28 protein-coding genes and 1 pseudogene are annotated in these 21,979 nt (G+C 29.6%); 28 read left to right on the top strand and 1 reads right to left on the bottom strand.

Translation table 11 applies throughout. The features are described from left to right. The first annotated feature begins 193 nt into the window (after window positions 1–193). The 15 genes and pseudogenes from ACREV6_RS01595 to ACREV6_RS01525 all read left to right on the top strand — a co-directional run bounded on the left by ACREV6_RS01595 (window position 194) and on the right by ACREV6_RS01525 (window position 9,597). Window positions 194–649, top strand: a complete 456-nt coding sequence (locus tag ACREV6_RS01595; RefSeq protein ID WP_431576281.1) for a flavodoxin family protein — start codon at window positions 194–196, stop codon at window positions 647–649. A gap of 62 nt (window positions 650–711) precedes the next feature. Continuing rightward, window positions 712–993 carry a hypothetical protein gene (locus ACREV6_RS01590; RefSeq protein WP_431576280.1) on the top strand — a complete coding sequence of 94 codons (282 nt, stop codon included), beginning with the start codon at window positions 712–714 and terminating at the stop codon, window positions 991–993. Between the two features lie 252 nt (window positions 994–1,245). Then, window positions 1,246–2,040: a class I SAM-dependent methyltransferase gene (locus ACREV6_RS01585; RefSeq protein ID WP_431576279.1), complete on the top strand. Its 795-nt coding sequence runs from the start codon at window positions 1,246–1,248 to the stop codon at window positions 2,038–2,040. A gap of 231 nt (window positions 2,041–2,271) precedes the next feature. Further along, window positions 2,272–2,679, top strand: coding sequence for an HIT family protein (locus tag ACREV6_RS01580; protein ID WP_431576278.1), 408 nt, complete (start codon window positions 2,272–2,274; stop codon window positions 2,677–2,679). Window positions 2,680–2,966: 287 nt separating this feature from the next. Continuing rightward, a complete protein-coding gene (locus ACREV6_RS01575) occupies window positions 2,967–3,275 on the top strand; it encodes a nucleoside triphosphate pyrophosphohydrolase family protein (RefSeq protein WP_431576277.1) in 309 nt (102 codons plus the stop codon). Between the two features lie 274 nt (window positions 3,276–3,549). Next, window positions 3,550–3,822 carry a hypothetical protein gene (locus ACREV6_RS01570; RefSeq protein ID WP_431576276.1) on the top strand — a complete coding sequence of 91 codons (273 nt, stop codon included), beginning with the start codon at window positions 3,550–3,552 and terminating at the stop codon, window positions 3,820–3,822. Further along, entirely contained in the window at window positions 3,822–4,637 is an 816-nt protein-coding gene (locus tag ACREV6_RS01565; RefSeq protein WP_431576275.1) for a GNAT family N-acetyltransferase, read from the top strand. The genes ACREV6_RS01570 and ACREV6_RS01565 overlap by 1 nt, the downstream gene beginning before the upstream one ends. Before the next feature lie 120 nt (window positions 4,638–4,757). Beyond that, on the top strand, window positions 4,758–4,931 hold the full coding sequence (locus tag ACREV6_RS01560; RefSeq protein WP_431576274.1) for a hypothetical protein: 174 nt from the start codon (window positions 4,758–4,760) through the stop codon (window positions 4,929–4,931). A gap of 783 nt (window positions 4,932–5,714) precedes the next feature. Beyond that, window positions 5,715–5,948 carry a hypothetical protein gene (locus ACREV6_RS01555; RefSeq protein WP_431576273.1) on the top strand — a complete coding sequence of 78 codons (234 nt, stop codon included), beginning with the start codon at window positions 5,715–5,717 and terminating at the stop codon, window positions 5,946–5,948. A 145-nt stretch (window positions 5,949–6,093) separates the two neighbouring features. Then, window positions 6,094–6,375, top strand: a complete 282-nt coding sequence (locus ACREV6_RS01550) for an HAD family hydrolase (protein ID WP_431576475.1) — start codon at window positions 6,094–6,096, stop codon at window positions 6,373–6,375. Between the two features lie 97 nt (window positions 6,376–6,472). Next, window positions 6,473–7,411, top strand: coding sequence for an alpha/beta hydrolase family protein (locus tag ACREV6_RS01545; RefSeq protein WP_431576272.1), 939 nt, complete (start codon window positions 6,473–6,475; stop codon window positions 7,409–7,411). A 102-nt stretch (window positions 7,412–7,513) separates the two neighbouring features. Beyond that, window positions 7,514–8,011: an alpha/beta hydrolase gene (locus tag ACREV6_RS01540; RefSeq protein WP_431576271.1), complete on the top strand. Its 498-nt coding sequence runs from the start codon at window positions 7,514–7,516 to the stop codon at window positions 8,009–8,011. A gap of 175 nt (window positions 8,012–8,186) precedes the next feature. Further along, a pseudogene (locus ACREV6_RS01535) lies at window positions 8,187–8,411 on the top strand (GyrI-like domain-containing protein); the annotation flags it as partial. 2 nt (window positions 8,412–8,413) lie between these two features. Further along, the gene (locus ACREV6_RS01530) at window positions 8,414–8,866 is read left to right on the top strand and encodes a hypothetical protein (RefSeq protein WP_431576270.1); all 453 of its coding nucleotides are present in this window, start codon (window positions 8,414–8,416) and stop codon (window positions 8,864–8,866) included. 11 nt (window positions 8,867–8,877) lie between these two features. Further along, the gene (locus ACREV6_RS01525) at window positions 8,878–9,597 is read left to right on the top strand and encodes a DUF5131 family protein (protein WP_431576269.1); all 720 of its coding nucleotides are present in this window, start codon (window positions 8,878–8,880) and stop codon (window positions 9,595–9,597) included. Window positions 9,598–9,917: 320 nt separating this feature from the next. On the opposite strand, the gene ACREV6_RS01520 is transcribed toward ACREV6_RS01525, so the two are convergent. After that, on the bottom strand, window positions 9,918–10,169 hold the full coding sequence (locus tag ACREV6_RS01520; protein ID WP_431576268.1) for a fatty acid kinase subunit FakA-related protein: 252 nt from the start codon (window positions 10,167–10,169) through the stop codon (window positions 9,918–9,920). A gap of 570 nt (window positions 10,170–10,739) precedes the next feature. On the opposite strand from ACREV6_RS01520, the gene ACREV6_RS01515 reads away from it, so the two are divergent. The 13 genes from ACREV6_RS01515 (at window position 10,740) to ACREV6_RS01455 (ending at window position 21,641) form a co-directional block, all read left to right on the top strand. Then, window positions 10,740–11,186: a hypothetical protein gene (locus ACREV6_RS01515; RefSeq protein WP_431576267.1), complete on the top strand. Its 447-nt coding sequence runs from the start codon at window positions 10,740–10,742 to the stop codon at window positions 11,184–11,186. Window positions 11,187–11,304: 118 nt separating this feature from the next. Next, on the top strand, window positions 11,305–11,793 hold the full coding sequence (locus tag ACREV6_RS01510; protein WP_431576266.1) for a hypothetical protein: 489 nt from the start codon (window positions 11,305–11,307) through the stop codon (window positions 11,791–11,793). Between the two features lie 341 nt (window positions 11,794–12,134). After that, complete coding sequence (locus tag ACREV6_RS01505; RefSeq protein ID WP_431576265.1) at window positions 12,135–12,422, top strand: YdcF family protein; 288 nt, start codon at window positions 12,135–12,137, stop codon at window positions 12,420–12,422. Between the two features lie 14 nt (window positions 12,423–12,436). Continuing rightward, window positions 12,437–13,813 carry a TraB/GumN family protein gene (locus ACREV6_RS01500; protein WP_431576264.1) on the top strand — a complete coding sequence of 459 codons (1,377 nt, stop codon included), beginning with the start codon at window positions 12,437–12,439 and terminating at the stop codon, window positions 13,811–13,813. A 276-nt stretch (window positions 13,814–14,089) separates the two neighbouring features. Continuing rightward, window positions 14,090–14,404, top strand: a complete 315-nt coding sequence (locus ACREV6_RS01495; protein ID WP_431576263.1) for a hypothetical protein — start codon at window positions 14,090–14,092, stop codon at window positions 14,402–14,404. A 210-nt stretch (window positions 14,405–14,614) separates the two neighbouring features. Next, on the top strand, window positions 14,615–14,875 hold the full coding sequence (locus tag ACREV6_RS01490; protein ID WP_431576262.1) for a hypothetical protein: 261 nt from the start codon (window positions 14,615–14,617) through the stop codon (window positions 14,873–14,875). A 125-nt stretch (window positions 14,876–15,000) separates the two neighbouring features. Then, complete coding sequence (locus tag ACREV6_RS01485; RefSeq protein ID WP_431576261.1) at window positions 15,001–15,492, top strand: GNAT family N-acetyltransferase; 492 nt, start codon at window positions 15,001–15,003, stop codon at window positions 15,490–15,492. A gap of 352 nt (window positions 15,493–15,844) precedes the next feature. Next, window positions 15,845–16,288 carry a GNAT family N-acetyltransferase gene (locus tag ACREV6_RS01480; RefSeq protein WP_431576260.1) on the top strand — a complete coding sequence of 148 codons (444 nt, stop codon included), beginning with the start codon at window positions 15,845–15,847 and terminating at the stop codon, window positions 16,286–16,288. 64 nt (window positions 16,289–16,352) lie between these two features. Continuing rightward, window positions 16,353–17,117 carry an ABC transporter ATP-binding protein gene (locus ACREV6_RS01475; RefSeq protein WP_431576259.1) on the top strand — a complete coding sequence of 255 codons (765 nt, stop codon included), beginning with the start codon at window positions 16,353–16,355 and terminating at the stop codon, window positions 17,115–17,117. 121 nt (window positions 17,118–17,238) lie between these two features. Next, complete coding sequence (locus ACREV6_RS01470) at window positions 17,239–19,044, top strand: FtsX-like permease family protein (protein ID WP_431576258.1); 1,806 nt, start codon at window positions 17,239–17,241, stop codon at window positions 19,042–19,044. Between the two features lie 351 nt (window positions 19,045–19,395). Then, the gene (locus ACREV6_RS01465) at window positions 19,396–20,109 is read left to right on the top strand and encodes a class I SAM-dependent methyltransferase (protein WP_431576257.1); all 714 of its coding nucleotides are present in this window, start codon (window positions 19,396–19,398) and stop codon (window positions 20,107–20,109) included. Window positions 20,110–20,274: 165 nt separating this feature from the next. After that, window positions 20,275–20,877: a YdcF family protein gene (locus tag ACREV6_RS01460; RefSeq protein ID WP_431576256.1), complete on the top strand. Its 603-nt coding sequence runs from the start codon at window positions 20,275–20,277 to the stop codon at window positions 20,875–20,877. Window positions 20,878–21,107: 230 nt separating this feature from the next. After that, on the top strand, window positions 21,108–21,641 hold the full coding sequence (locus tag ACREV6_RS01455) for a GNAT family N-acetyltransferase (RefSeq protein WP_431576255.1): 534 nt from the start codon (window positions 21,108–21,110) through the stop codon (window positions 21,639–21,641). Window positions 21,642–21,979 lie beyond the last annotated feature (338 nt).

The raw sequence follows: 21,979 nt of genomic DNA, 5'->3' as shown, positions 1-21,979 counted from the left end.
GTATTATAATTTGTAATTGAAGCTATAGCAGTTTATATAGCAAAAATGATGTTTAGGATGTAGGAGTGGATGGTATGGGCGAAAAATGGATTGCAGTGGTTAGTAGTTTTCGAAAGGGAAAAAACACAGATTTGATGGTAGACTATGTAATAGAAGGATTAAATGAAAATAAATTAGTGTAGATAAATTCTTTTTGGACAGTCATAATATTTCAACTTGTACAGGCTGTGAATATTGTATAAAGGCAGGAATTTGCATTATTCAAGATGATATAACTGAAATTATAAATAATATGAAAAATGCAGACGGATATATATTCGCTTCTCCATCATATAATTACAATATTACTGCACAGATGAAATCCTTATTAGATAGGACATTCTGTTTAAATGATTATAGTAACGGATGGAAAAGTTGTCTCTCGCCAGATAAAAAGGCAATAATTGTAGGTGTTTGTGCAGGTAAAACTAAAGACTCTATGGGATATACAATAGAAGGTATAAGTAAGCCTCTTTCTGAATTAGGCGTGGAAATCATTGATGTAATTGAGCATTATAATACCAGGCACACACCTGTTATTAATAATGATAATATTAGAGAAGAAACAATCGAAAGAATAAGAAATTATAGAGATTTTCGAGGGGATTAATAGTAGAAAATTATATAACAATAGTAAAATATTGCGGTGAAAGATAAAAGGGGGAGTGAGTAATGCTCTGGTTAGTAATTCGATTTGTGCTATGTTTTTTGACTATTCCTTTGTTCATGATAATCTCAATAAAATTTGGATGGAGCAGATCATTATGGACTGCTTTGGAAAGAAATATTAAGATAAAACATACTATTGCTTTTTATATTATTTTATTCATTATTTTTGACGTGATAGTACAATATTTCTGTGGGATTATTGGCGTGAATTATAGAAGTGTCAATTTTATTGTGGTAGCATTGGGTTTTGCTTTTATGCCACCACTTGCGAAAATCTCCAAGTGAGTTAATTCACAATATTCATAACGGACGACACAAACAACTGTTAGGATTACTAAAGTAAGGGGGTAATTGCGCGTTTTTTATATATACTTCAGCTTCCTATTATTCTTATTAATGAGAAGTCAAAAATGGTGTAAAACTTGATAGATGTAGGTTATATCAGCGATATCTGAAGACGTTTTTCAGTTAAAGAGTTATGTCAAACTTGTACAATTTTGCGAAGTAAAATTAATTATAGTATTGGAGGAGAAAATAATGGATGATAAGAAAAATGATATTTTTAATTTTTATGAATATCAATGCGATGAAAACAACAGATTAAATAGAGCAAGGATAAATTGCGTAGAATTTCTTACTACTATGAAATATATACAAAATACAATCTTACCACAATCAGAAATATTAGATGCATGTGCTGGTACTGGGGTATATGCCTTTCCCCTTGCAAAAATGGGTTATACGGTTACAGCTGGTGATTTGGTGGACTTTAATGTAACACAAATTAGAAACAAACAAGAAGATAATCCTATATTAAAAAAAGTATATACGGGAAGTATACTGGATTTATCTATGTTTAAGGATAATAGTTTCGATGTTGTTTTAAATTTAGGAGCTTTTTATCATTTTAAATATGAAGAAGATAGAATAAAATCTATCACTGAAAGTATGCGTGTATTAAAGCCAAATGGTATTTATTGTTTAGCATATTTAAATAGATATGCTAACTATCTTAAATATAATAGCCAAATGAAGGGGAATTTTGATATTTTCGAAGAGTATATGAACAAAGGTTATAATGAAGAAAATTATTTATTTTATGCAACTACACCTGAGGATATAGAATCATTTATGCCAAGCTTTGGTCTAAAACAGATATATAATATAGCTACCGATGGTGTCAAATTTATTATGAGTGATACAGTGAACTCTTTTAATGATAATGAATTTGAAAGATGGTTAAATATACATTATCAAACCTGTGAAGTTAAAAGTATATTAGGATATAGTGAGCATGGACTCTATATAGGTAGAAAGGCTGAGCATATATGAGTATAAATTTTCTATATAGTATTAATGTGTTGTGCAAAACAAGTATTGAAGCAATAAAAGAAGCAGAAACAAGATTTTTTGATGTGAATTTACGTAAAGAGGACCAGTAATAAATTGAAAAATGTGTATTTTACATCGAAAGATTCATTTATTGTACATCTATCGCAAAACTACGATTGATGAATAACTGTATTATAATACGAAGGTTTAAGAACAATTAGGGAGGTAACTATGGATTGTATATTTTGTAAAATTGTAAAAGGTGAATTACCATCTAACTTAGTATTTGAGGATGATTTAATTATGTGTTTCTTAACTATAGTGCCAATAAATGAAGGTCATGTACTTATAATTCCTAAAAATCACTATTTAGATACTGATGAAATTCCAACTGAGGTAGTAACGTCTATGATGGTATTATCTAAAAGAATTGTTAAGGTAATTAAAGAAAAGTATTCTCCAGATGGCTATAGTATAATGCAAAATGGTGGAGAATTTAATGATATTGGACATTATCATATGCATGTTTTTCCAAGATATAAGGGAGATGGATTTGGGTGGACATTTAGTGATAAAAAACATGTTTTTTCACAAGAGATTGCCAAGGAATTAAAAGAGATGCTTGATAAAGAAATTTAAGATTATTACTTTTGCATCGTAATATTCTTAACGGACGACACAAACAACTGTTAGGATTACTAAAGTAATGGAGTAATTGTGCGTTTTTTGTATATACTTCAGCTTCCCATTATGCTTATTAATGAGAAGTCAAAAATGGTGTAAAACTTGATAGATGTAGGTTATATCAGCGATATCTGAAGACGTTTTTCAGTTAAAGAGTTATGTCAAACCTGTAGAATATTGCGAAGATTATTTAATTAACTGTCATTAAAAATCAACTATGAATGATATGGAGGTAAATAACAATGTATAAATTGTATAAGATGGTTCAAGGTTCATTTAAACGTTTTCCGGATGGTGTAGAACCTTTTCAAATGGTTACAAGATTATTAGAAGAATGCGGTGAGGTAGCAAGTGAAGTAAATCATTTTGAAAACAGTGGCATAAAAAGGTTAAAGCACGGTGAACCAAGCAAAGAGGCTTTAGCCAGTGAAATTAGACAAGCAATAGTTGCCTTAATGCAAATAGCAGTATACTATTCAGTCCAAGATGAACTTGATAAATCTATAGATGACTCTCTAAGAAGAATGAAGGTTGAGAATCTTATAGATTAGCTGTTACACTAGATACATCCTATGATTATATTTAATACGTAACATTCTTTTTAAGCGTCACAACTAATAAAACAAAATAATCCCTTAAAAACACCGTATTATTCAATTGAATTTTACGGTGTTTTAAAATGAAAAAATTTACTATTATAGGAACACGATAATGTATAAATATGTATAGTATGTTATAATTTTAGTAGAATTAGGTGGAAGTTGTCTTATTTGATGACTTACAAAAGATTATTTCTATAAAATAAAATTAGGGGTTGATTTGTCTATGAGTAATCTTCAATATACTAGTCCTAAAATAAATGCATTAGAAGAACAAATTAGAATTGGTGATACTAATTTAATTAATTCCTTTTGGGAGAACGTAGAAAGAGAGGGAGCACCTTTAATAGAATCAATTAAAGATGATAATAATGCTTTGCTGACATACGTTTATAAAGGGGATGAAAACACTAAAAATGTTGTAGTAATGCACCCAACTTGTTGGAAAGATTATAAAGAGAATATGCTTATTAACGTTCCAGGTACAAATGTATGGTAATGAGAAATATCATAGTTCAAGAACATGTTTTTGAACAGCTAATGACTGAAGAGGAATTAATTCGTTTTAGTTTGTTTTATGCCATACGTACAGTTAACGATTCTTTTATCGTAACAAATGATAATAATGTAATTATTGGGCAAGAACGTCCAACATCACCTTTATGGATTTATATTAAGAATAATTTATCTGATGATGAACGAGAAGAAGTTGTTAAAATCATATGCGAAAGACTTGCACTTAATCCTACTCTTAATGTAGACGGAGAAGAAAAATATCTTAAGTCAATTCTTGAAGAGGTTTCAAGTATTTTTGGAATGTCCTTTAAGATAAGTCTTCCTAAAAATTCATATGTTTGTCATAAACCTATAAAGCCTGAAATGATTTGTGGTGGTTTATCAAAAGCGAGTGAGGATGATTTAGAAACTCTTACTATATTCTCTAGAGATAATTGGGAAGATATTGGTTTTGGAATTCTTACACCAGAGCAAGCTAATAAGTTCTCAGAACGAAAACTAACTAACTCTGATTTTCATGTTTGGAGGAATGATAATGAAAGAGTTGTTGCTATGGCATCTGTACATAAATATGGGGACGTTGCATTGACTGATGGAATCTTTACTGATAGAAATGAACGTAATAAAGGATATGCAAAAATTTTAATGTATAGAATTACAAAAGATTTGCTTAATGAGGGTTTCGTGCCGATATTATATGCTGACCGTAGAAAATCAGCTCCGAATCATGTATATAAAAGTATTGGTTATGAATATTGTGGGGAGGTTACTGAATATAGATTTTTAAATTGTAAATAATTAGAAATTTAGTAGCTAATAGAAAAGCAAGAGCGTTGTGAATCTCGATTTTTGAACATGATTTAGTTGTATGAAAATTTAGTCTGAAAAAACTGTGTAGTACCCTTATTGATTGGCAAAATGAAAGGTTTATTAGCAGAATTGCCCTCAGTTAGTGATAAATATCAAGAATTGCAGTGGGAAATATTAAGTCAAGCACTTAAAGAAATAGATCAATTCGTTATACAAAGATGGTCAGTATTTCTTATAGCTCTATGTCGCCTTAATGGAGTCAAATTCGCATTAGAAATTTAATATCATGATGAATGTATATGTACTATTAACTATGATATTTCTAGCAATAATGTTTTTCGTTTCATTGTCTATATCATTAGCTTAGTGCTTATGGAGGATAAAAGATAATTTGAGAGTTGGTTTTATTTAATGAATCACAAAGGAAATAAAAAGTTTTACGCTAGTTAATATTGCGTCACAATTCTAGAATGTTGTTCATCAATCATAAATCTATGATACCTAAACATTTATAGGAAATTGAGAAAATTATTTTTATTAGGAGGTAATAACTTGAAAGAAAAAAAGTTATAAAAATATTAATTTCAGCAGTGGTTATTATATTATCGCTTTTAGGTTTATTTAATATAATTAATAGAAAAATTACAATGCCAATTGCATTACTATTATTAGGTATCTTGAATATATCAAATGGGTATTACTCATATATTAAGAACAAAAAAGGAGAATCAATTTTGTTAATTCTAAGCGGAATATTCGTAATCTTTGTTTCTGTAATTACAACGTTTTTTTAGTAAATAGGTGAATTTAATTTTTATTAAAAAATACAATTATTATTCTTATGCAACGTTACAATAGTATTTTGTTGTGACACATTCTACAATAAATTGGTTAGGGGTTAAAAAGTATGAATACTATTGTGATTTATAAATCTAAAACAGGTTTTGTATTGCTTTAGAACAAGGTTGGGTGGATTATCGAAACCCTAAAGGCGATATTTATAAGTTGATAAAAAAAATTAGCATAATCTACAGTAAACTTAATACACAATATAGGGTGCATTATATGACTTTTGATACAATACTTTTTGATTTAGATGATACAATACACGATAGAAACAAATCATTATATAAGTTTGTTGACCTTTTTATATTGAAATATTTCCATGCATTAACCTATAATAGTAAGTTAATTATGGAGGATATTTTTTTGAAATTGATTGCCAAGGATATAGACCAAGAGAAGAAATGTTCAAAGAACTACGAAACAGAATTTCATGGGAATGTAAGCCTAATTTAAAAGAGTTAATTGATTTTTGGAATGTGGAATTTCCCAAATGTGCTGAACCTATGTCTAACTTATACAATGTCCTAGATTTTTTTATGAATAAAAACATAAAAATGGGAATTGTAACAAATGGTTATTCAGATTTTCAAAATACAAAATTGATAAATTGAATTTAAGAAAATATATGAAGACTATTATTATTTCTGAAGAAGTTAATATTAGAAAGCCACAACCTGAAATATTTTATCTTGCTTTATCTAAAATCAATTCAGATAAAGAAACTACCTTGTTTGTTGGAGATAACTCTTTATGGGATATAAAAGGGGCAATTGATGTTGGGTTAATCTCTATTTGGTTAAGTAATGGAAAAGCGTGGGATACAAAATACTATATGCCAAGATATATTATTAATGATATATCTGAAATTATGCAAATATGAGTAAAACAATTTGGTTAAAATAATACACAATATTCATAACAGATGACATAGTAAAATATGACGGTGCTAACGATTATTTATATTAGGTGGTGTTGAAGTGAAAGACTTGAGAATGGGAATTACTGAAATTATTGATATTAAAGTTGAAGACATGTCAACTCAAATTGAATACAGGATAATAGAGTCCATAAAAGAGGTTGGGTATACAAGACAACTTATTAAGTATAATTCCAATGGAGATACAGTCATTGCTTTTCTATTAATTCCTGAAGTTCTTAACAACAATCCTGCAATACTCATAAATCACCAGCATAATAGCGAACGCCATTTTGGAAAAAGCGAGGTATGTGGTTTGGCAGGAAACCCATTGCAGGCTTTTGGCCCAGAACTGGCGAGAAATGGATTTGTTGTTTTAGCTCCCGATTCAATCTGCTTTGAGCAACGGCGAAAAAATGCAAATGGAATAGAGCCTCTGCCTGGTGATGGTGATTTTTTGCAACATTACAATGAGATGTGCTATCAAATCATAAAAGGTGAAAATTTAATGAAAAAAGTCCTTTATGATGCAATTAATGGTATATCACTGTTGTCTGAAATGGCATTCGTGGATAAAAAAAATATTGGTACAATGGGACACTCCTATGGTGGGAATACCGTTCTGTTTCTTGCCGCAATAGATGAACGAATATCTTTTAGCTGTGCGAGTGGAAGCGCTTGTACCTACGAAAACCGAATCTTAAACAATGTTGGGATTGAAATGGCAAGCGTAATTCCTGGTTTTAATAGAAATTATGACATTTTCGATTTAGTATGCTGCATAGCTCCAAGGCATTTGCTAATTGTTTCTGCAGAAGATGATAAGTATTCAAAAGATGCTGGATATATTATTGAGAAAGCTTGTTCTTCATATGCATATTATGAGGCTGAAGCTAATCTGTGTCACATGAGATATAAGGGAGGACATGCACTTACAATAGAAAGATTCGATTATATAGTTGACTGGCTTTATACAAATACTAAACAGCGGACATTATAAGCATAATCCGAAGTAAGGTTAATTCGCAATTTTTAAAAAGTTCATCACAAATAACTGTAAAAATCACTAAAGAAATTCAAATTCAAATTATGAGGTGTTAGGATGAGGATAGTTGTTGAAGACAGAAATGTCTGCAATATCCCAATATTAGATGTTTATGAACTTGATGTAAAAGAAAAAAGACCAATTATTATTATGCTCCATGGAGCTAATGGCAGCAAAGAAAAATATATAGAACGAGCTTACGAATTTGTTAAAAGAGTACCTATTTGGCAAAATTTTGTTAGAAGATATATATCAAAATTACCTACCGAGGCCTTAAGTTTTAACGAAGATGACATAATACAAATTGAAAAGTATATAGAAAGTATTGAGCCATTAAATCATACAGAAAATATGAAAGATTTACCATTATTAATGCTTAATGGAAAAAAAGATGAATTAATACCTATAAATAGCATTAGACAGTCTTATTGCAAATTACAGAATAATTATAAAGACCAGCAATTAATTAAGTCTATTGAATTTGAAGGCATAGGACATACAGTAACACCACAAATGCTAGAAGTTGCTTGTGAATGGATTAAAAAATATATATAATGTTTATATAACAGTTAAGACGTAATTTTCTTAACGGACGACACAAACAACTGTTAGGATTACTAAAGTAATGGAGTAATTGTGCGTTTTTTATATATACTTCTGCTTCCCATTATTCCTACTAATGAGAAGTCAAAATGGTTTAAAACTTTATAGGTGTAGGGCATATCAGTAGAATGATTTAGAAGAATACATTGTCCCTAGTTCTATATGGGCAATATTTTCAGGAGAAGGAAGTATTCAATCTATACAGGAAATAGAAAAAAGAATCGTAACGGAATGGCTTCCTACTTCAGGATATGAATATGGAAATGCACCAGATATTGAAGTGTATTTAAATGCAAATCCAGAGAATGCTAAGTATGAGATGTGGATTCCAGTTGTGAAAAAGGAGAATTAGATATGGTACATTTGGTATATTGTGATGACAAAGAAAAGGTATTAGAAAAAATATTGGCTAGTTCTAAAACAATGATTATAAGAGCAGCGGCAGGAAGGAAAATTCCCCATAGTAGAGTGTTTGATGGTGAGAAACTTTACTTTATGAAAAAAGGTACAGCTAAAATCTCTGCAACTGCAACTGTGAAATTAGTTCAAAATCACGTTAAATTGTCGGAAGATGAAATAGTAAAGGTGCTTGCCGATAATCAAGAGAAATTGAATTTATCTAAAAAGCAACAAGAACGTTGGCATAAAAAATGTATGTGCTTGGTAGAGTTTGAGAATGTGAGTGAAATCCAACCTCTTGACTTTGACCATCAGGGCAATATGGATGATTGGCTTATTGTCGAAAAAATCCAAGATGTAGTTGTTGGTACAAGTATTCCATATAACTATGACAAATCAAAATTTTAGGTGGTGTTGTTATGGCAATGTGGAGTCCGTGGCGCGGCTGTCATAAATATAGCGAAGGATGTAAATATTGCTATATTCATAAAGGTGATGCCAAAAGAGGAGTAGACACAAATACCATTGTAAAAACAGATAATTTTAATGCGCCTGTTATAAAGAATAAAAAAGGTGAATATAAAATCAAATCAGGTCAAACCGTGTACCTATGCTTTTCTACAGACTTTCTTATTGAAGAAGCTGACGAATGGAGAGAAGAATGTTGGAAAATGATAAGAGAACGCTCGGACTTGAATTTCATTTTTCTAACAAAGAGAATCGAAAGGTTTTTGCAATGTATTCCGAATGACTGGAACAATGGATACGACAATGTGACTGTTGGCTGCACTGTTGAAAATCAAGATAGAGCAGATTTTAGGCTGTCTATGTTTGCTACTTTTCCAATAAAGCATAGGAATGTAATTTGCCAGCCACTTATTGAAGGGATAAATATTGAAGAATATCTGGACAATATTGAATTGGTTGTAGTTGGTGGTGAATCTGATAAAAATGCAAGACCGTTGAATTACAATTGGGTTTTATCTATTCGAGAGCAGTGTATAACTAAAGGAGTTCGTTTTGAATTTAGACAATGTGGAACTCACTTTATCAAAGATGGTAAGGATTACACACTTAATGTCAGAGATTTATGTAGTCAAGCAAGAAAAGCAAATATTGACTGTAAATTACTCGTTTAAAGAGATGATACAAGTTTGCTGCGTTATAGCATGTAACTCCATATTATAGAAGATGGAGACTTTCCTTATGAAATGTCGTTAAATGATTTTAAAAACCGGGAAGCCATTTTGGAATTCTGAAGTTTTATTGCTACTTTATCAATAAAACTTCAGATAATTAATATTATTTAGGCGTCACAAGCAACAAAGTCTGTGACGTTTTTATTTGTGACATTCTGAATAGTACGATGTTCTAATTTAGTATTAAATTTTTTTGGATAACAATATGACAGAACTTTAGTGGTTACATCTTACTGATAAATTGGAAATTATATTTATAATTAACCTTGAAGACCATTGGTCTGTCGTTCCATATTTTCTACAACAATATCATGAATATCACCTAATGAAGCACAATACTCAAGTACTTTCCATGGAGTATTTGTGTGAAAATGAATTTTAATCAGTTCCTCATCGCCAACTGCAAGCAAACAATCGCCTTCAATGTTTACTGTAATATACTCGTTTATTTTATCCTCTGAAAGTTTTTTTCCTTCAATTAATAACTGCGTATCAAATTTGTATTCAAGCATAATTAATCTCCTTCTCTGTTTTTAAAATTCTGATTTATATTTTGGTTAATTATAACATAGTTTTCAAATATCACATTATTCAATTTTCAAAGAAATTTTTTTTATTTCCAATTGTAAAAAGAATCCTTACTAATCCTATAGGCGGTAAAAAATTTTTGCATAGTTCTAATTCCATCCTAATATGCCTTTAAAATTTCATACTTTTCTTGTGCTGTATATTTAGTTCTTTTAGCCACAAAACACGCCCCTTTCCAGCAATAGGTTTTTACTATTTAATGACATTTCAGAAGGAAAGTCTCTCACTTCTATAAGGGGAGCATATCACTTGTCTGGTGGAATATTTTTATATAGCATTGTGTAAAAAAATGACTTATAATCTATATATAGGTTGGCAGTTAAACCAACACCACGACACATATTATGATGAATAATTTTAAGGGGTAAATGAATATTTAAGAATGTAGCAATGCTGTAGTTTTAATGGATAGTTTAATAGACAATGTCTTTACCTTGCGTCACAACTGTAGAATATTGTGTAAAATTTCAATAGTAAATTAATGGAGGGATATAATGAAACATTTTTCATCTTTAAAGCTGCCTTTAATCTTTACCTTACTACTAGTTTTTATTTTATTGGGGTTCATAGGATTTAATAAGACAAGTAAATTATCAGATGAAAAACCAGCCTTAACTAGCTACCAAATTAATAAAGTAAAATCTAATCTAAAAACATTTTCATCGATGCCTCTTTCGTCAAACCCCTTGGACCATGTGAAAGGCCATGAAAAGGAATATGATGAAATTATTCAATTGGGTGAACCAGTTGTAGATTGCTTTATAGATGAGTTTAGGAAAGGTAGACTAGATGGTAGCAATGAGTGGATAACAGCATGGATTTGTAATGAAATACTTGGTGATAAAAACCCAATAAAGATTTGGGTTGAGGATAATGAAAATGGATGGGATTCAGGAAGAGATTGGTATGAAAAATATATAAAAATAAAGAAAATAAAATAATTATAAGTGCATTATATTCTTATTAGGCGTTACAAGGAACAAAGTCTGTGACGTTTTTATTTGTGACAGATTAGTAAAATACTATGTAATAATTAGAATTTTAAAGGGAGAGATATCAATGAGGGGTAAAACAAAAAAAAATCTAATTTTAACGTCAATAATGATTATTTTAGTGTTGATTTCATTCGTAACACTTAAACCTAAAAATGCTAATTTAAATAAAGAGTTAGTAAAAAGAGTAATTGAAACAGCCGTAGTGTATGGTAAAATACCCGATTATAGACTTATTAAGGACAAGATAAATATAGTGATTTCAACAGAAATTATTGATTCTAATATCTTGCCAGTGTTACCGAATATTAAACTCATAGTATTAAGCCCTACAGAAATAAAGAAAAAAGCAAATAAAGAAGGCGATTTCCTGTATCTTAAATTTAGAAAAATAGATATTAATAATTGGAATGCTAGGCTAACATTAGATAATACTTGGGCAGTGTCTGATAATAGTAAAGTGGATTATTTAAGCGGTGGTGGAATGACAATAAAATTTTATAATCTATTTGGTAAGTGGTTTCAAAAAAAATCAATTGAAATGTGGATATCTTAAAAATCGGCACAATTAAATTGTTACAATAAATTAATAGGCTCTATACTACGACGCATTCTTCATATTAGGCGTCACAAGCAACAAAGTCTGTGACGTTTTTATTTGTGACAAATTAGTAAAAAAATGTTAAGAATAGGTTGTATATTGGTAGATGATATTAATAGACACATATAAGAGGAGATATGATAAATGATAATATTATGTATTCTATGTGCAATATTAATATGCTTTATGATTGAGTATGCTGTTCTTTGTAATAGTTTAAAGAAAGCAACCTATAATAATGGGCAAAAAAAAGATGTTATTATTGTACTTGGTTATCCCGCAAAAAAGATGGAAGCGTGTCACCAATTCTGCGAGAGCGAATAAATAAAGCAGCAAAACTATATCATGAAGGAATTGCTGAAGTGATTATTTGCACTGGTGCGGCAGTTGCTAATAACTATGTTGAGGCAGATGTCATAGCACAAACCTTGATTGAATTAGGAATGTCTAATTGCAGTATAATTCGTGAAAAACTTGCAAAGGGTACATATGAAAATTTAGTAAACTCAAAGAAAATCATGAAAGATAGAGGATTGAGAACAGCAGTTATTGTATCCTCACCTTGGCATTATAAAAAATTGTGAAGGTGGTTATTAAGATGACATGTAATAAAATTAAGAAAGTTTTTTTACTTATTTTTCTTTTTACTTTACCTTTATTGTTAGTGGATTGTAATAATGTAGATATTAATAAAAATGATAAAGTAGACAGCATGGTTTCACAAAATGGAAAAGAGAGTTTTAAGGCTATAGATGATAATGTGTATATTAATTATTTGAAAAAAAATACCTCAAACTTAGATATCGAGGACAATAATGACTATTCTTCCTTTAAGTTATTAGATAAGGATACAAAAGACAAAGACATTTTTCTCATTGGTGAATACCATTATGTAACAGCTAATTCTACAATTCAATTAAAATTTCTAAAATATTTTAAGGAGAAAACTAATTTTAAATATCTTTTGTGTGAAACTCCATATTTGGCAAGTAAAAAATATAATATTTTTATGAAAACAGGAGATGAAAAACTTTTAGCCCCTTATCTTAATACCGTAGAGGAATTAGAGTTTTGGAAGAAACTTTATGAATTTAATAGGACCCTAAAGAGTGAAGACAAAATCATAGTGGTAGGTCCTGATGTTGGAAATGTGCAAAACGATATTTCATATCTCATTGACACACTATCTTCAAAAGATTTACCAAAGGAACTTCAAACACAGTTATCACTGATAAAAGAATACAAAGAGTACATAGACAAGTTATTCGCTGTAAATGAGGAAGACGCAGAAACTGTATACATGAATTCTTATACGGAAAACAGGAAAAAATTTATGAACATTTATAATAAAGTAAATGACAATATACCTTCCTATGAAAATATATTTAAAGAGAGTTCTTTTGACATTGAATATGTTCTTAATGACTTAAAAAACGTATTAGATATACAAGAGCAATCAGCTAAGCAGTATTTTGAAACAGGAGATTTTGCTTCAATATTACGTGTAAGAGATGTAATGATAGGAGAAAACTTTAGTAAACTTTATAAAAAACTTCCTAAAGGAAAATACTTTGGAAAGTATGGAGCTGGACACACTTATCAAAAGGAGATTTTATCAGAATCTAATATTAAAACTAGAAATTTTGCAGCTGAAATAACCAAAGAAGGGAGTCCCTTAAAAGATAAAGTAATAACAATTGCATGTTTTTATGATAATTGCTTTAGTAGTAATTCAGGTGTACCCGAACCAATAACCAGCTATAAAGGTAATAAAGCCATGGAATCATATGTTACAGGCAATAACACTTTAATAAAACTTAATGGTAAAAATTCACCTTATGACAGAGAATTAAAGTGGGATTTTGTTAAGGAGCCTTATGGGAGAGCGGAAGGTGGTGTAACTACAGATTATTTTCAATATATGATTGTAATCAAAAATTCAGAAAGTGATACATGGTTATTAAACCGTAAATAAATGGCTTGAAAATTTTTCTATTATCTTTATTTAAATTAGATATTTGACCATTATTCTTAAGTTGCGTCACAACCGTAAAATTAAGCGTCACAACTAATAAAACAGAATAACCCCTTAAAAACACCGTATTATTCAATAAAATTTACGGTGTTTTAAAATGAAAAAATTTACTATTAGAAGTGAAGGTGATAGGCACCTTTCAAAAAATGGAAATGAGTTTCAAATTTGTTGCTACTTCAGGTTCAATAAACAAACTATTAGGGAGTGTTGAGTGTTATGTATTTAAATGACGAAAGCATAAAAATCTTAAGGACAGTATTAATGTTTTTTAATGAAGAAACTATGAAAATATTAGAATCAATTGTAGTTTCAGAAGAACCGGAACTGTCTGCTATCACCTCTTGTAAAAGAATTAATATGTATATGGACCTTATTGAATTATTGGAACCAACTTTATCTGAGCCTAAAACTATAGATGAATTTATAAGAAAAAGTGGATATGATGAAGATTTTATCATATCATTTAAAGCCAAGATTGAGGACGAAAAACTAAGAAGAAAAAAGACTAATAGCAAGTTTGCTACGTTATAGCATGTAACTCCCTCTTATAGAAGATGGAGACTTTCCTTCTGAAATGTCGTTAAATGATTTTAAAAACCGGGAAGCAGTTTATATATAACTATGTTAAATATTTGAATGATTTTTAGGAGTATTCCAATCTTTACAATTATGTTATATAATGGTACAGAAGATTTGGAATTGTAGATTTATATGAATTAATAATTTTAGGAGGAGGTTAAGTTGAAAGAAAAAGACTTCATAAGATGGAGTAAGTTTCGTAAAATTGGAGAATTGAAATATATTTTATTATTTAGTGTATATTTTATTATTGTTACTAATATTTTTACATATACATTAAGTCATAATTTTACTTTTAATATTATACGTATTCTTGGAAATTTCATATTATGTGGTTCAATTGGTGCTATTTTTGGTAAAATAATATGGAAAAATTATGAAAAAAGGTATGAAGATTATATTAGTAGTAATAGTAAAGTCTAATTATTAAATACTACGTGATTTTCTTTCAGAATGTGAATTAAAGGAAGCCACTTTGGGATTCCGGAATATATTGCTACTTAATCAATAAAACTTCAGATTATTAATATTATTTAGGGGGCAACAATATGATAAACAAATTTGAAGTATTAAGTGCAGAAGTTCAACCTGCTATTAATATAATGAAAGAAGTAGCAAAATGGGGGCGCTCAGCAGGGTTAAATGTATGGAAAGATGAGCACCTTACAAGGGAAAAGTTAATGGTGGGTATTAATGAAAATGACTTTTACATAGGACAAGTTTTGGAAGATAACGCATGTTGTATGATACTGCAATGGAACGATACTTTATTTTGGCCCAAAGCAAAAGAGAATGAGGCAGGATATATACATAAATTATGTGTTAGGAGAGACTATTCTGGATTAGGATTATCACGAAAAATGGTTGAATTTGCTATAGAAGAATGTAGAAGAAGAAGTGTTCACTATTTAAGATTAGATACAGGGTGGAGTAAGAAAAAGTTATGCAATTTATATGAAAGTTTCGGTTTCAAATTGCTTGATAAAACCATGTTGGAAGACAGAGGTGAATTTGCTCTGTTTGAGATGAAAATAATATAATAAGAAAAGACAATGCAAAAGATATCTTTGGCGGTTAATTTATTTAACAATTTTCTTAACGGACGGCACAAACAACTGTTAAGATTACTAAAGTAATGGAGTAATTGTGCGTTATATATATACTTCGGCTTTCCATTATTCTTATTAATGAGAAGTCAAAAATGGTGTAAAGCTTGATAGATAGTAGAATATAACGGAACAAAAACGAACAGACACAATGGAAAGAATAGTTATAAATTTTCGTTCCATTGCATCTACTTAAATTTGAATTTATAATTTTCTTATGAGCTAAATCGAATTGGTTAGATATTTTTATGTAAAGAGAAACAAAAAATTGTAGAGGCGGGGAAACATGGAAAAATTAGTTTTATTAAAAATTAAAAAACATATGATTGATGATTGTGTGGATTTGTATATTGAAACATTCACTAAAGAACCATGGAATGATATTTACGAATCAAGAGAACAAGTAGCAAAGTTTTTTAATAATCATTTTAACAATAACTACTTCGTAGGTTATGCAGCTTTGTTAGATGATAAGGTGGTAGCCTTGAGTATCGGTATGAAAAAACCATGGATAGAAGGTTTTGAATATTATATTGATGAATTTTGTGTTAGTTACGAAATGCAGGGTAGAGGTATTGGAAGCTGGTTTATAAAGGCAATAGAAGAAGATATTAAAGAACAAGGAATAAATGCAATGATATTAAACACAGAAAAAGATTATCCATCGCAGAAATTTTATGAAAAAAACGGATTTAAAGCACTTGGTGATTTGATAATTCTTGGTAAATAGTGTGGAGATAAATTAAAATAGGTATAAGAAGCAATAGTTGATCGATTTTTAGGAGGGCATAGAGATGTCAGTTTTAAATGCAAGTAATGTGGTGAAAATATACAAAGGTAAGGGCAAGTCAAATTCTACAAAGGCTCTTAATGGTATTAATCTTACAATTGACAATGGTGAATTTGTTGCTATAATGGGACCTTCTGGAAGTGGAAAAACCACACTCTTAAATATCCTAAGTGGGATAGATAAACTTACCACGGGGGATATTGAAATCTCGGGGCAAGGCATAAATGTAATGACAAAAAATGAATTAGCACTTTTCAGACGTCAGCATTTAGGCTTTGTTTTCCAGGAATTTAATCTATTAGATAGTCTTACGCTAAAAGAAAATGTCATGCTCCCGATGATACTTGACGGCAAAGAGCCTGAAGATATTCAAACTAAGACAAATGAAGTTATGTCGATGTTTAATATAGCAGATATTATGGACAAGTATCCCTATACCGTTTCTGGAGGACAACAACAAAGAGCAGCTATAAGTAGAGCTATAATAAATAATCCAGATATGATATTTGCTGATGAGCCTACAGGAAATCTAGATTCCAAGTCTTCAAAGAATGTAATGAACTGTTTTGAGAAACTAAATACTATAAATAAAAATACTATATTAATAGTAACACATGATTCTTTTGCTGCTAGCTACTGCAATCGAGTAATTTTCATAAAGGATGGTCTTGTTAACATGGAAATTAAGAAAGAAGGCACCAGAAAGGATTTCTTTGATAATATTTTAGGCTGCATTGCAGTAATGGTCGGTGACAAAGATGACCTTTAACCAGATCGCTTTGAAGATTTTCAAAGCTAATTTTCGAAGATATTTGCTGTTTTTTTTATGTAACAGCTTTTCTATTATGGTTTTCTTTACTTATGCTACAATCTTCACAAACAAAAAATTCATGAATCCTTTTGGTATAAATTATTCTATTACAGGTAATATGGTTGCTCCTGGAGTAATGTTGGCTCTTTTTTCAGCATTTTTTATATTTTATGCTCAGAATTCTTTTATTAAATATAGGAAAAAGGAATTTGGACTTTTTATGGTGTTAGGTATGACAATTCAAGACATACAGAGAATAATGTTTCTAGAGAATGGATTAATAGCAATAGTTTCTTTGCTTACAGGGATAGTGTCAGGAACAATATTTTCAAAGTTATTTTATGTATTGATTATTAAAATAATTGATGTGAAGGGGATACCTTTTTCTATCTCAATTAAAAGTTACATTTACACTATAGTTTTCTTCGCAGTGATTTACTTGCTTGTAATAATAAAGGGAGTAATACAGTCATTTAGATATGAAATTATAAACCTTTTAAAGGCCACTAGAAAACAAGATAATAACTTTCTAAATAGTCCGATTTGGAGCGTGCTTGGAATTCTATTAATAGGAATAGCTTGTTTTGATATGATAATTAATAGAGGCGCAGAAAATTCATCATTATCATTACGAAGCATAGCAACGGGTTTCGTTGGAATTTATCTTTTTATTTCGAACATTGTTTTGCTTTACTCAAAAGTAACTAATTACTTTGGGTATAAAATTTATAAAAATCTTTTAGTCACAACTAATCTGAAACACACTTTGGGTCAGTCAAAGAAAATACTTTTTGTAATAACTTTATTTGTTACCATGACAATATTTATGAGCACCATTGGAATAATACTTATATCCGATGCTAAAAGGATAGCTGTTGCATACAACCCTTATGATATAGCATATGCCCAGATTTTTGACAAAAATAAAATTGCCACTCCTGTTCTTGATAATATTTTAAGTAATTCCGAGGCTCCCCTTACTTCTTTAAAAACAATAGAGTTTATATCCAAAGAATACATAACAATTCTAAACGATGAAAATCTAAATATTAATTTAGGAACAAATATTAAAGTTGAAAAAGGGTGTTTTATTTCATTATACCAAATAGTAAAAGATGATGGATATACACATGATACTAGTGAAATTAGTAGCCTTGATATACCCACTAAAGATGGTACTTATACTTATAAGCCCAAAGGAAAAATCACAAAAGTATTATTTAGTAATCTTCCAATATTTACAAATACACATTATCTTATTCTTAACAATAAAGATTATCAAAATGTAAGAAATATTACTAAACCTTATGATGTGGGAACAATTAAGCTTATGAATTTTAAAGACTGGCGTAAGACTGAAAATGTTTCAATGGAGCTCAAGAGTAAACTAGAGACATATAACAGAGAAAATACAAGACCATATTATGAAAATGTAAATAAAGATAATTTAATGTTTAAACCAGAATCAAAAATAAAATATTATTTGGATAATAAGCAATCAGGTTCATATTTGCTGTTCTTGTGTAGTTATGTAGGAATACTCTTTCTTTTATCCTCTGCGGTAATACTGCATTTTAAATTATTAACTGAATATGAAGATGAAAAGATAAAATATAAAAAATTATATAAAATAGGAATTACTGATAACGAAGTGACTAAACTTATTTTAAAAGAATTGAAAGTATTATTTTTTCTACCTTTCGTATTATCAACATTTGTAGCAGCTTTTTATAGTTATAACTTGCCTGTGAAACAAGGTGCAGGGTTGGTTACTTTAACGTATTCCAGTATAATTAGTCTCATATATTTCTGTTTCCAGATAGTGTTTTACTTAATTTATAAAAAGATATATATAAAGAAATTAATTCGGGATTTAGAAAAATAAAAGAGATTATATATATTTTTCATTTATGTAGTTAATCAACTGAAAAGGCAGCAATGCCTTTTTTTTATTATATATACCATTTAACTATAAATATATTTTTTTTTGCTAATTTAAATTTGGCTTTAAAACATATGCTATTATAACTGTTTTATATGGGTTTTGAGGAAAAATTACTGTCTAACGAATGGTTGTATTAACAACAGGTATAAGGTATGTTAGAACCAAAATCATGCTGAATATAATACGTTTAAAATGTCAAAACATGTTATAATGAAATATAGTAATTTGGAAAATAATTATGTTTGTGGTATAATTTACTAAGTGTATATATCGAATATAGGGGGGTAAATAATGTCAGATAAAATTAATTCAGAGATTATTAAAACAGAAAATGACATACTTATTATGTTAGACAATCTTTTAGAAAAACGAGATAGTGAATGGTGGAATAATTTCTATTCTGATAAGGAGAAGCCAATTCCATTCTTTAAAAACATTGCTGATGAAAACCTTATTTCATACTTTGATAGAGAGTTAATAAAGCATGGAAAAGCACTTGATATTGGTTGCGGAAATGGAAGAAACTCTTTTTATCTTGCACAGAGAGGTCTGGAAGCTAATGGAATAGATTTTTCAAAAACTTCTATTGAATGGGGAAAACAAATAGCAGAAGAGCAATCTATAAAGGTGAATTTTTTATGCCAATCAATATTTGAGTTTCAAGATAAGCCAGAGAGTTTTGATTTTATTTATGATAGTGGATGCCTTCATCATATTAAGCCACATAGAAGAAATCAATACCTAAAAACCATCTTAAAATATTTAAAACCAGATGGATATTTTGCAATGGTATGCTTCAATTTAAAAGGTGGTGCAAATATATCTGATTATGATGTTTATAGAGATAATTCAATGCTTGGGGGGCTTGGATTTTCTGAATACAAATTAAAAACAGTTTTAGAGCCTTATTTTGAGATAATTGAATTTAGAGAAATGAAAGAATCTACTGATGAAAACATATTTGGTAAATCTTTTCTTTGGACAGTCCTAATGAAGAAAAAATAAAAATAGTTAGGATTTATTGTTTAATAATTCGCAGTTTTCATGTTAGGCGTCACAAGCAACAAAGTCTGTGACGTTTTTATTTGTGACATATAAGTAAAAAAATGTGAAGAACGGGTTATATAGGTAGATGATACTAATAGACACATATAAGAGGAGATAGGATAAATGATAATATTATATATTCTATGTGCAATATTAATATGCTTTATGATTGAGTATGCTGTTCTTTGTAACAGTTTAAAGAAAGCAACCTATAATAATGGGCAAAAAAAAGATGTGATTATTGTACTTGGTTATCCCGCAAAAAAAGATGGAAGCGTGTCACCAATTCTGCGAGAGCGAATAAATAAAGCAGCAAAATTATATCATGAAGGAATTGCTGAAGTGGTTATTTGCAGTGGTGCGGCAGTCGCTAATAACTATGTTGAGGCAGATGTCATAGCACAAACCTTGATTGAATTAGGAGTGCCTAATTGCAGTATAATTCGTGAAAAACTTGCAAGGGGTACATATGAAAATTTAGTAAACTCAAAGAAAATTATGAAAGATAGAGGATTGAGAACAGCAGTTATTGTATCCTCACCTTGGCATTTACGAAAAGCCAGTTCCTATGCTTTTAGACTTGATATTAACCATACAGTGGAAAAATCTAAATTTCCTCATGAATACCTAATAATAGGAGTGGGGATTATTTACTTTTATTTATATACTCAGATGTTCATAAAGCTCTGCGTTAGCATAAAGGCAAACAATAGAGTTAAGTCATAATTTTCTTAAGTTATGTCACAACTATAAAAAATTAAGACATTTTTCAAACGCTAATTAGTAGTAATTTATTATGTAAAAAACAATATAGAAATATTTTTTATCTTTATTTTTACACATTTTAAAGTTAAGATGTTTATTATACGGGGGAAAAGAAGAGATTAGTAAAACTTCCATAAAAATAACTATCTTAGAGTATCTAATAAAATTGATAACATAGGGGGGGAAAAGAAATGATTTTTAAATTTGTTGCACAGAATGGGGATTGTGCACGAGAAATGATTAATAATTGGAAATATGAAGGTGAATTTTCAATTTATGACTTTGCAAATGAAGAAGAGTTCTTACTAAAGACTGAAAATTGGGGAGTTGAAAGATTTGCAGTTTTAAATGAAGATGAGAAATTAGTTGGTGAATTAACTACAGAGTTTTTTCGAGAAGTTGATAAAGATTCAGAGGAGGATGGATACGTTGATATCCAAACAGTTAAAGATAATCCAGATAAAGTTTACGAAATGTGGATTGGATTTGGCTTAAGACCAGATTTAACAGGAAAAGGAATTGGAAAAAAATTTGTTTCTGAGTGTGTTAACTTTGCAGTAAAACAGCATAACTATAAAGGTGATTATGTAAGATTGGGTGTAGCAGAGTTTAATAAGAGAGCAATCAAGACATATGAGAAAGTAGGTTTTCAAGTATTTAATACTTATATTGGAGATATTGCTGGAGAAAAATTTAAAATTTTATGGATGAAAAAAAGATTGTAATGTGAATAATGGATTCTGGAAATAATACAATTATAAGACGGAATATTCGTAATAGGCGTCACAAACAATAAAAGTTTGTGGCGTTTTTACTTGTGACGACTTAGGAAACTATGGTGAAGTAAAGTTTGGACTATTCCAATCTTTACTATTATGTTATATAATGGTAACAATGATTCGGAATCGTATTTAACAGCGAAGTGAAGATTATTTTTAGTGCGCCAAGAAAGCTTGGCATCTACTTGTAGGGTGAAAGTCCCTATTGAGGAAGGTCTAACCAACCACTCATATCGAGTGTTGCGTTGAAGCTGGTAACAGCAATACGAAGCGTACACAGAGAA

The organism is Clostridium sp., from assembly GCF_050717515.1.
Classification (GTDB): Bacteria; Bacillota; Clostridia; order Clostridiales; family Clostridiaceae; genus Clostridium_AD.
The sequence above is the reverse complement of the archived record's forward strand: the minus strand, read 5'-3'. Positions and strand labels throughout refer to the sequence as shown.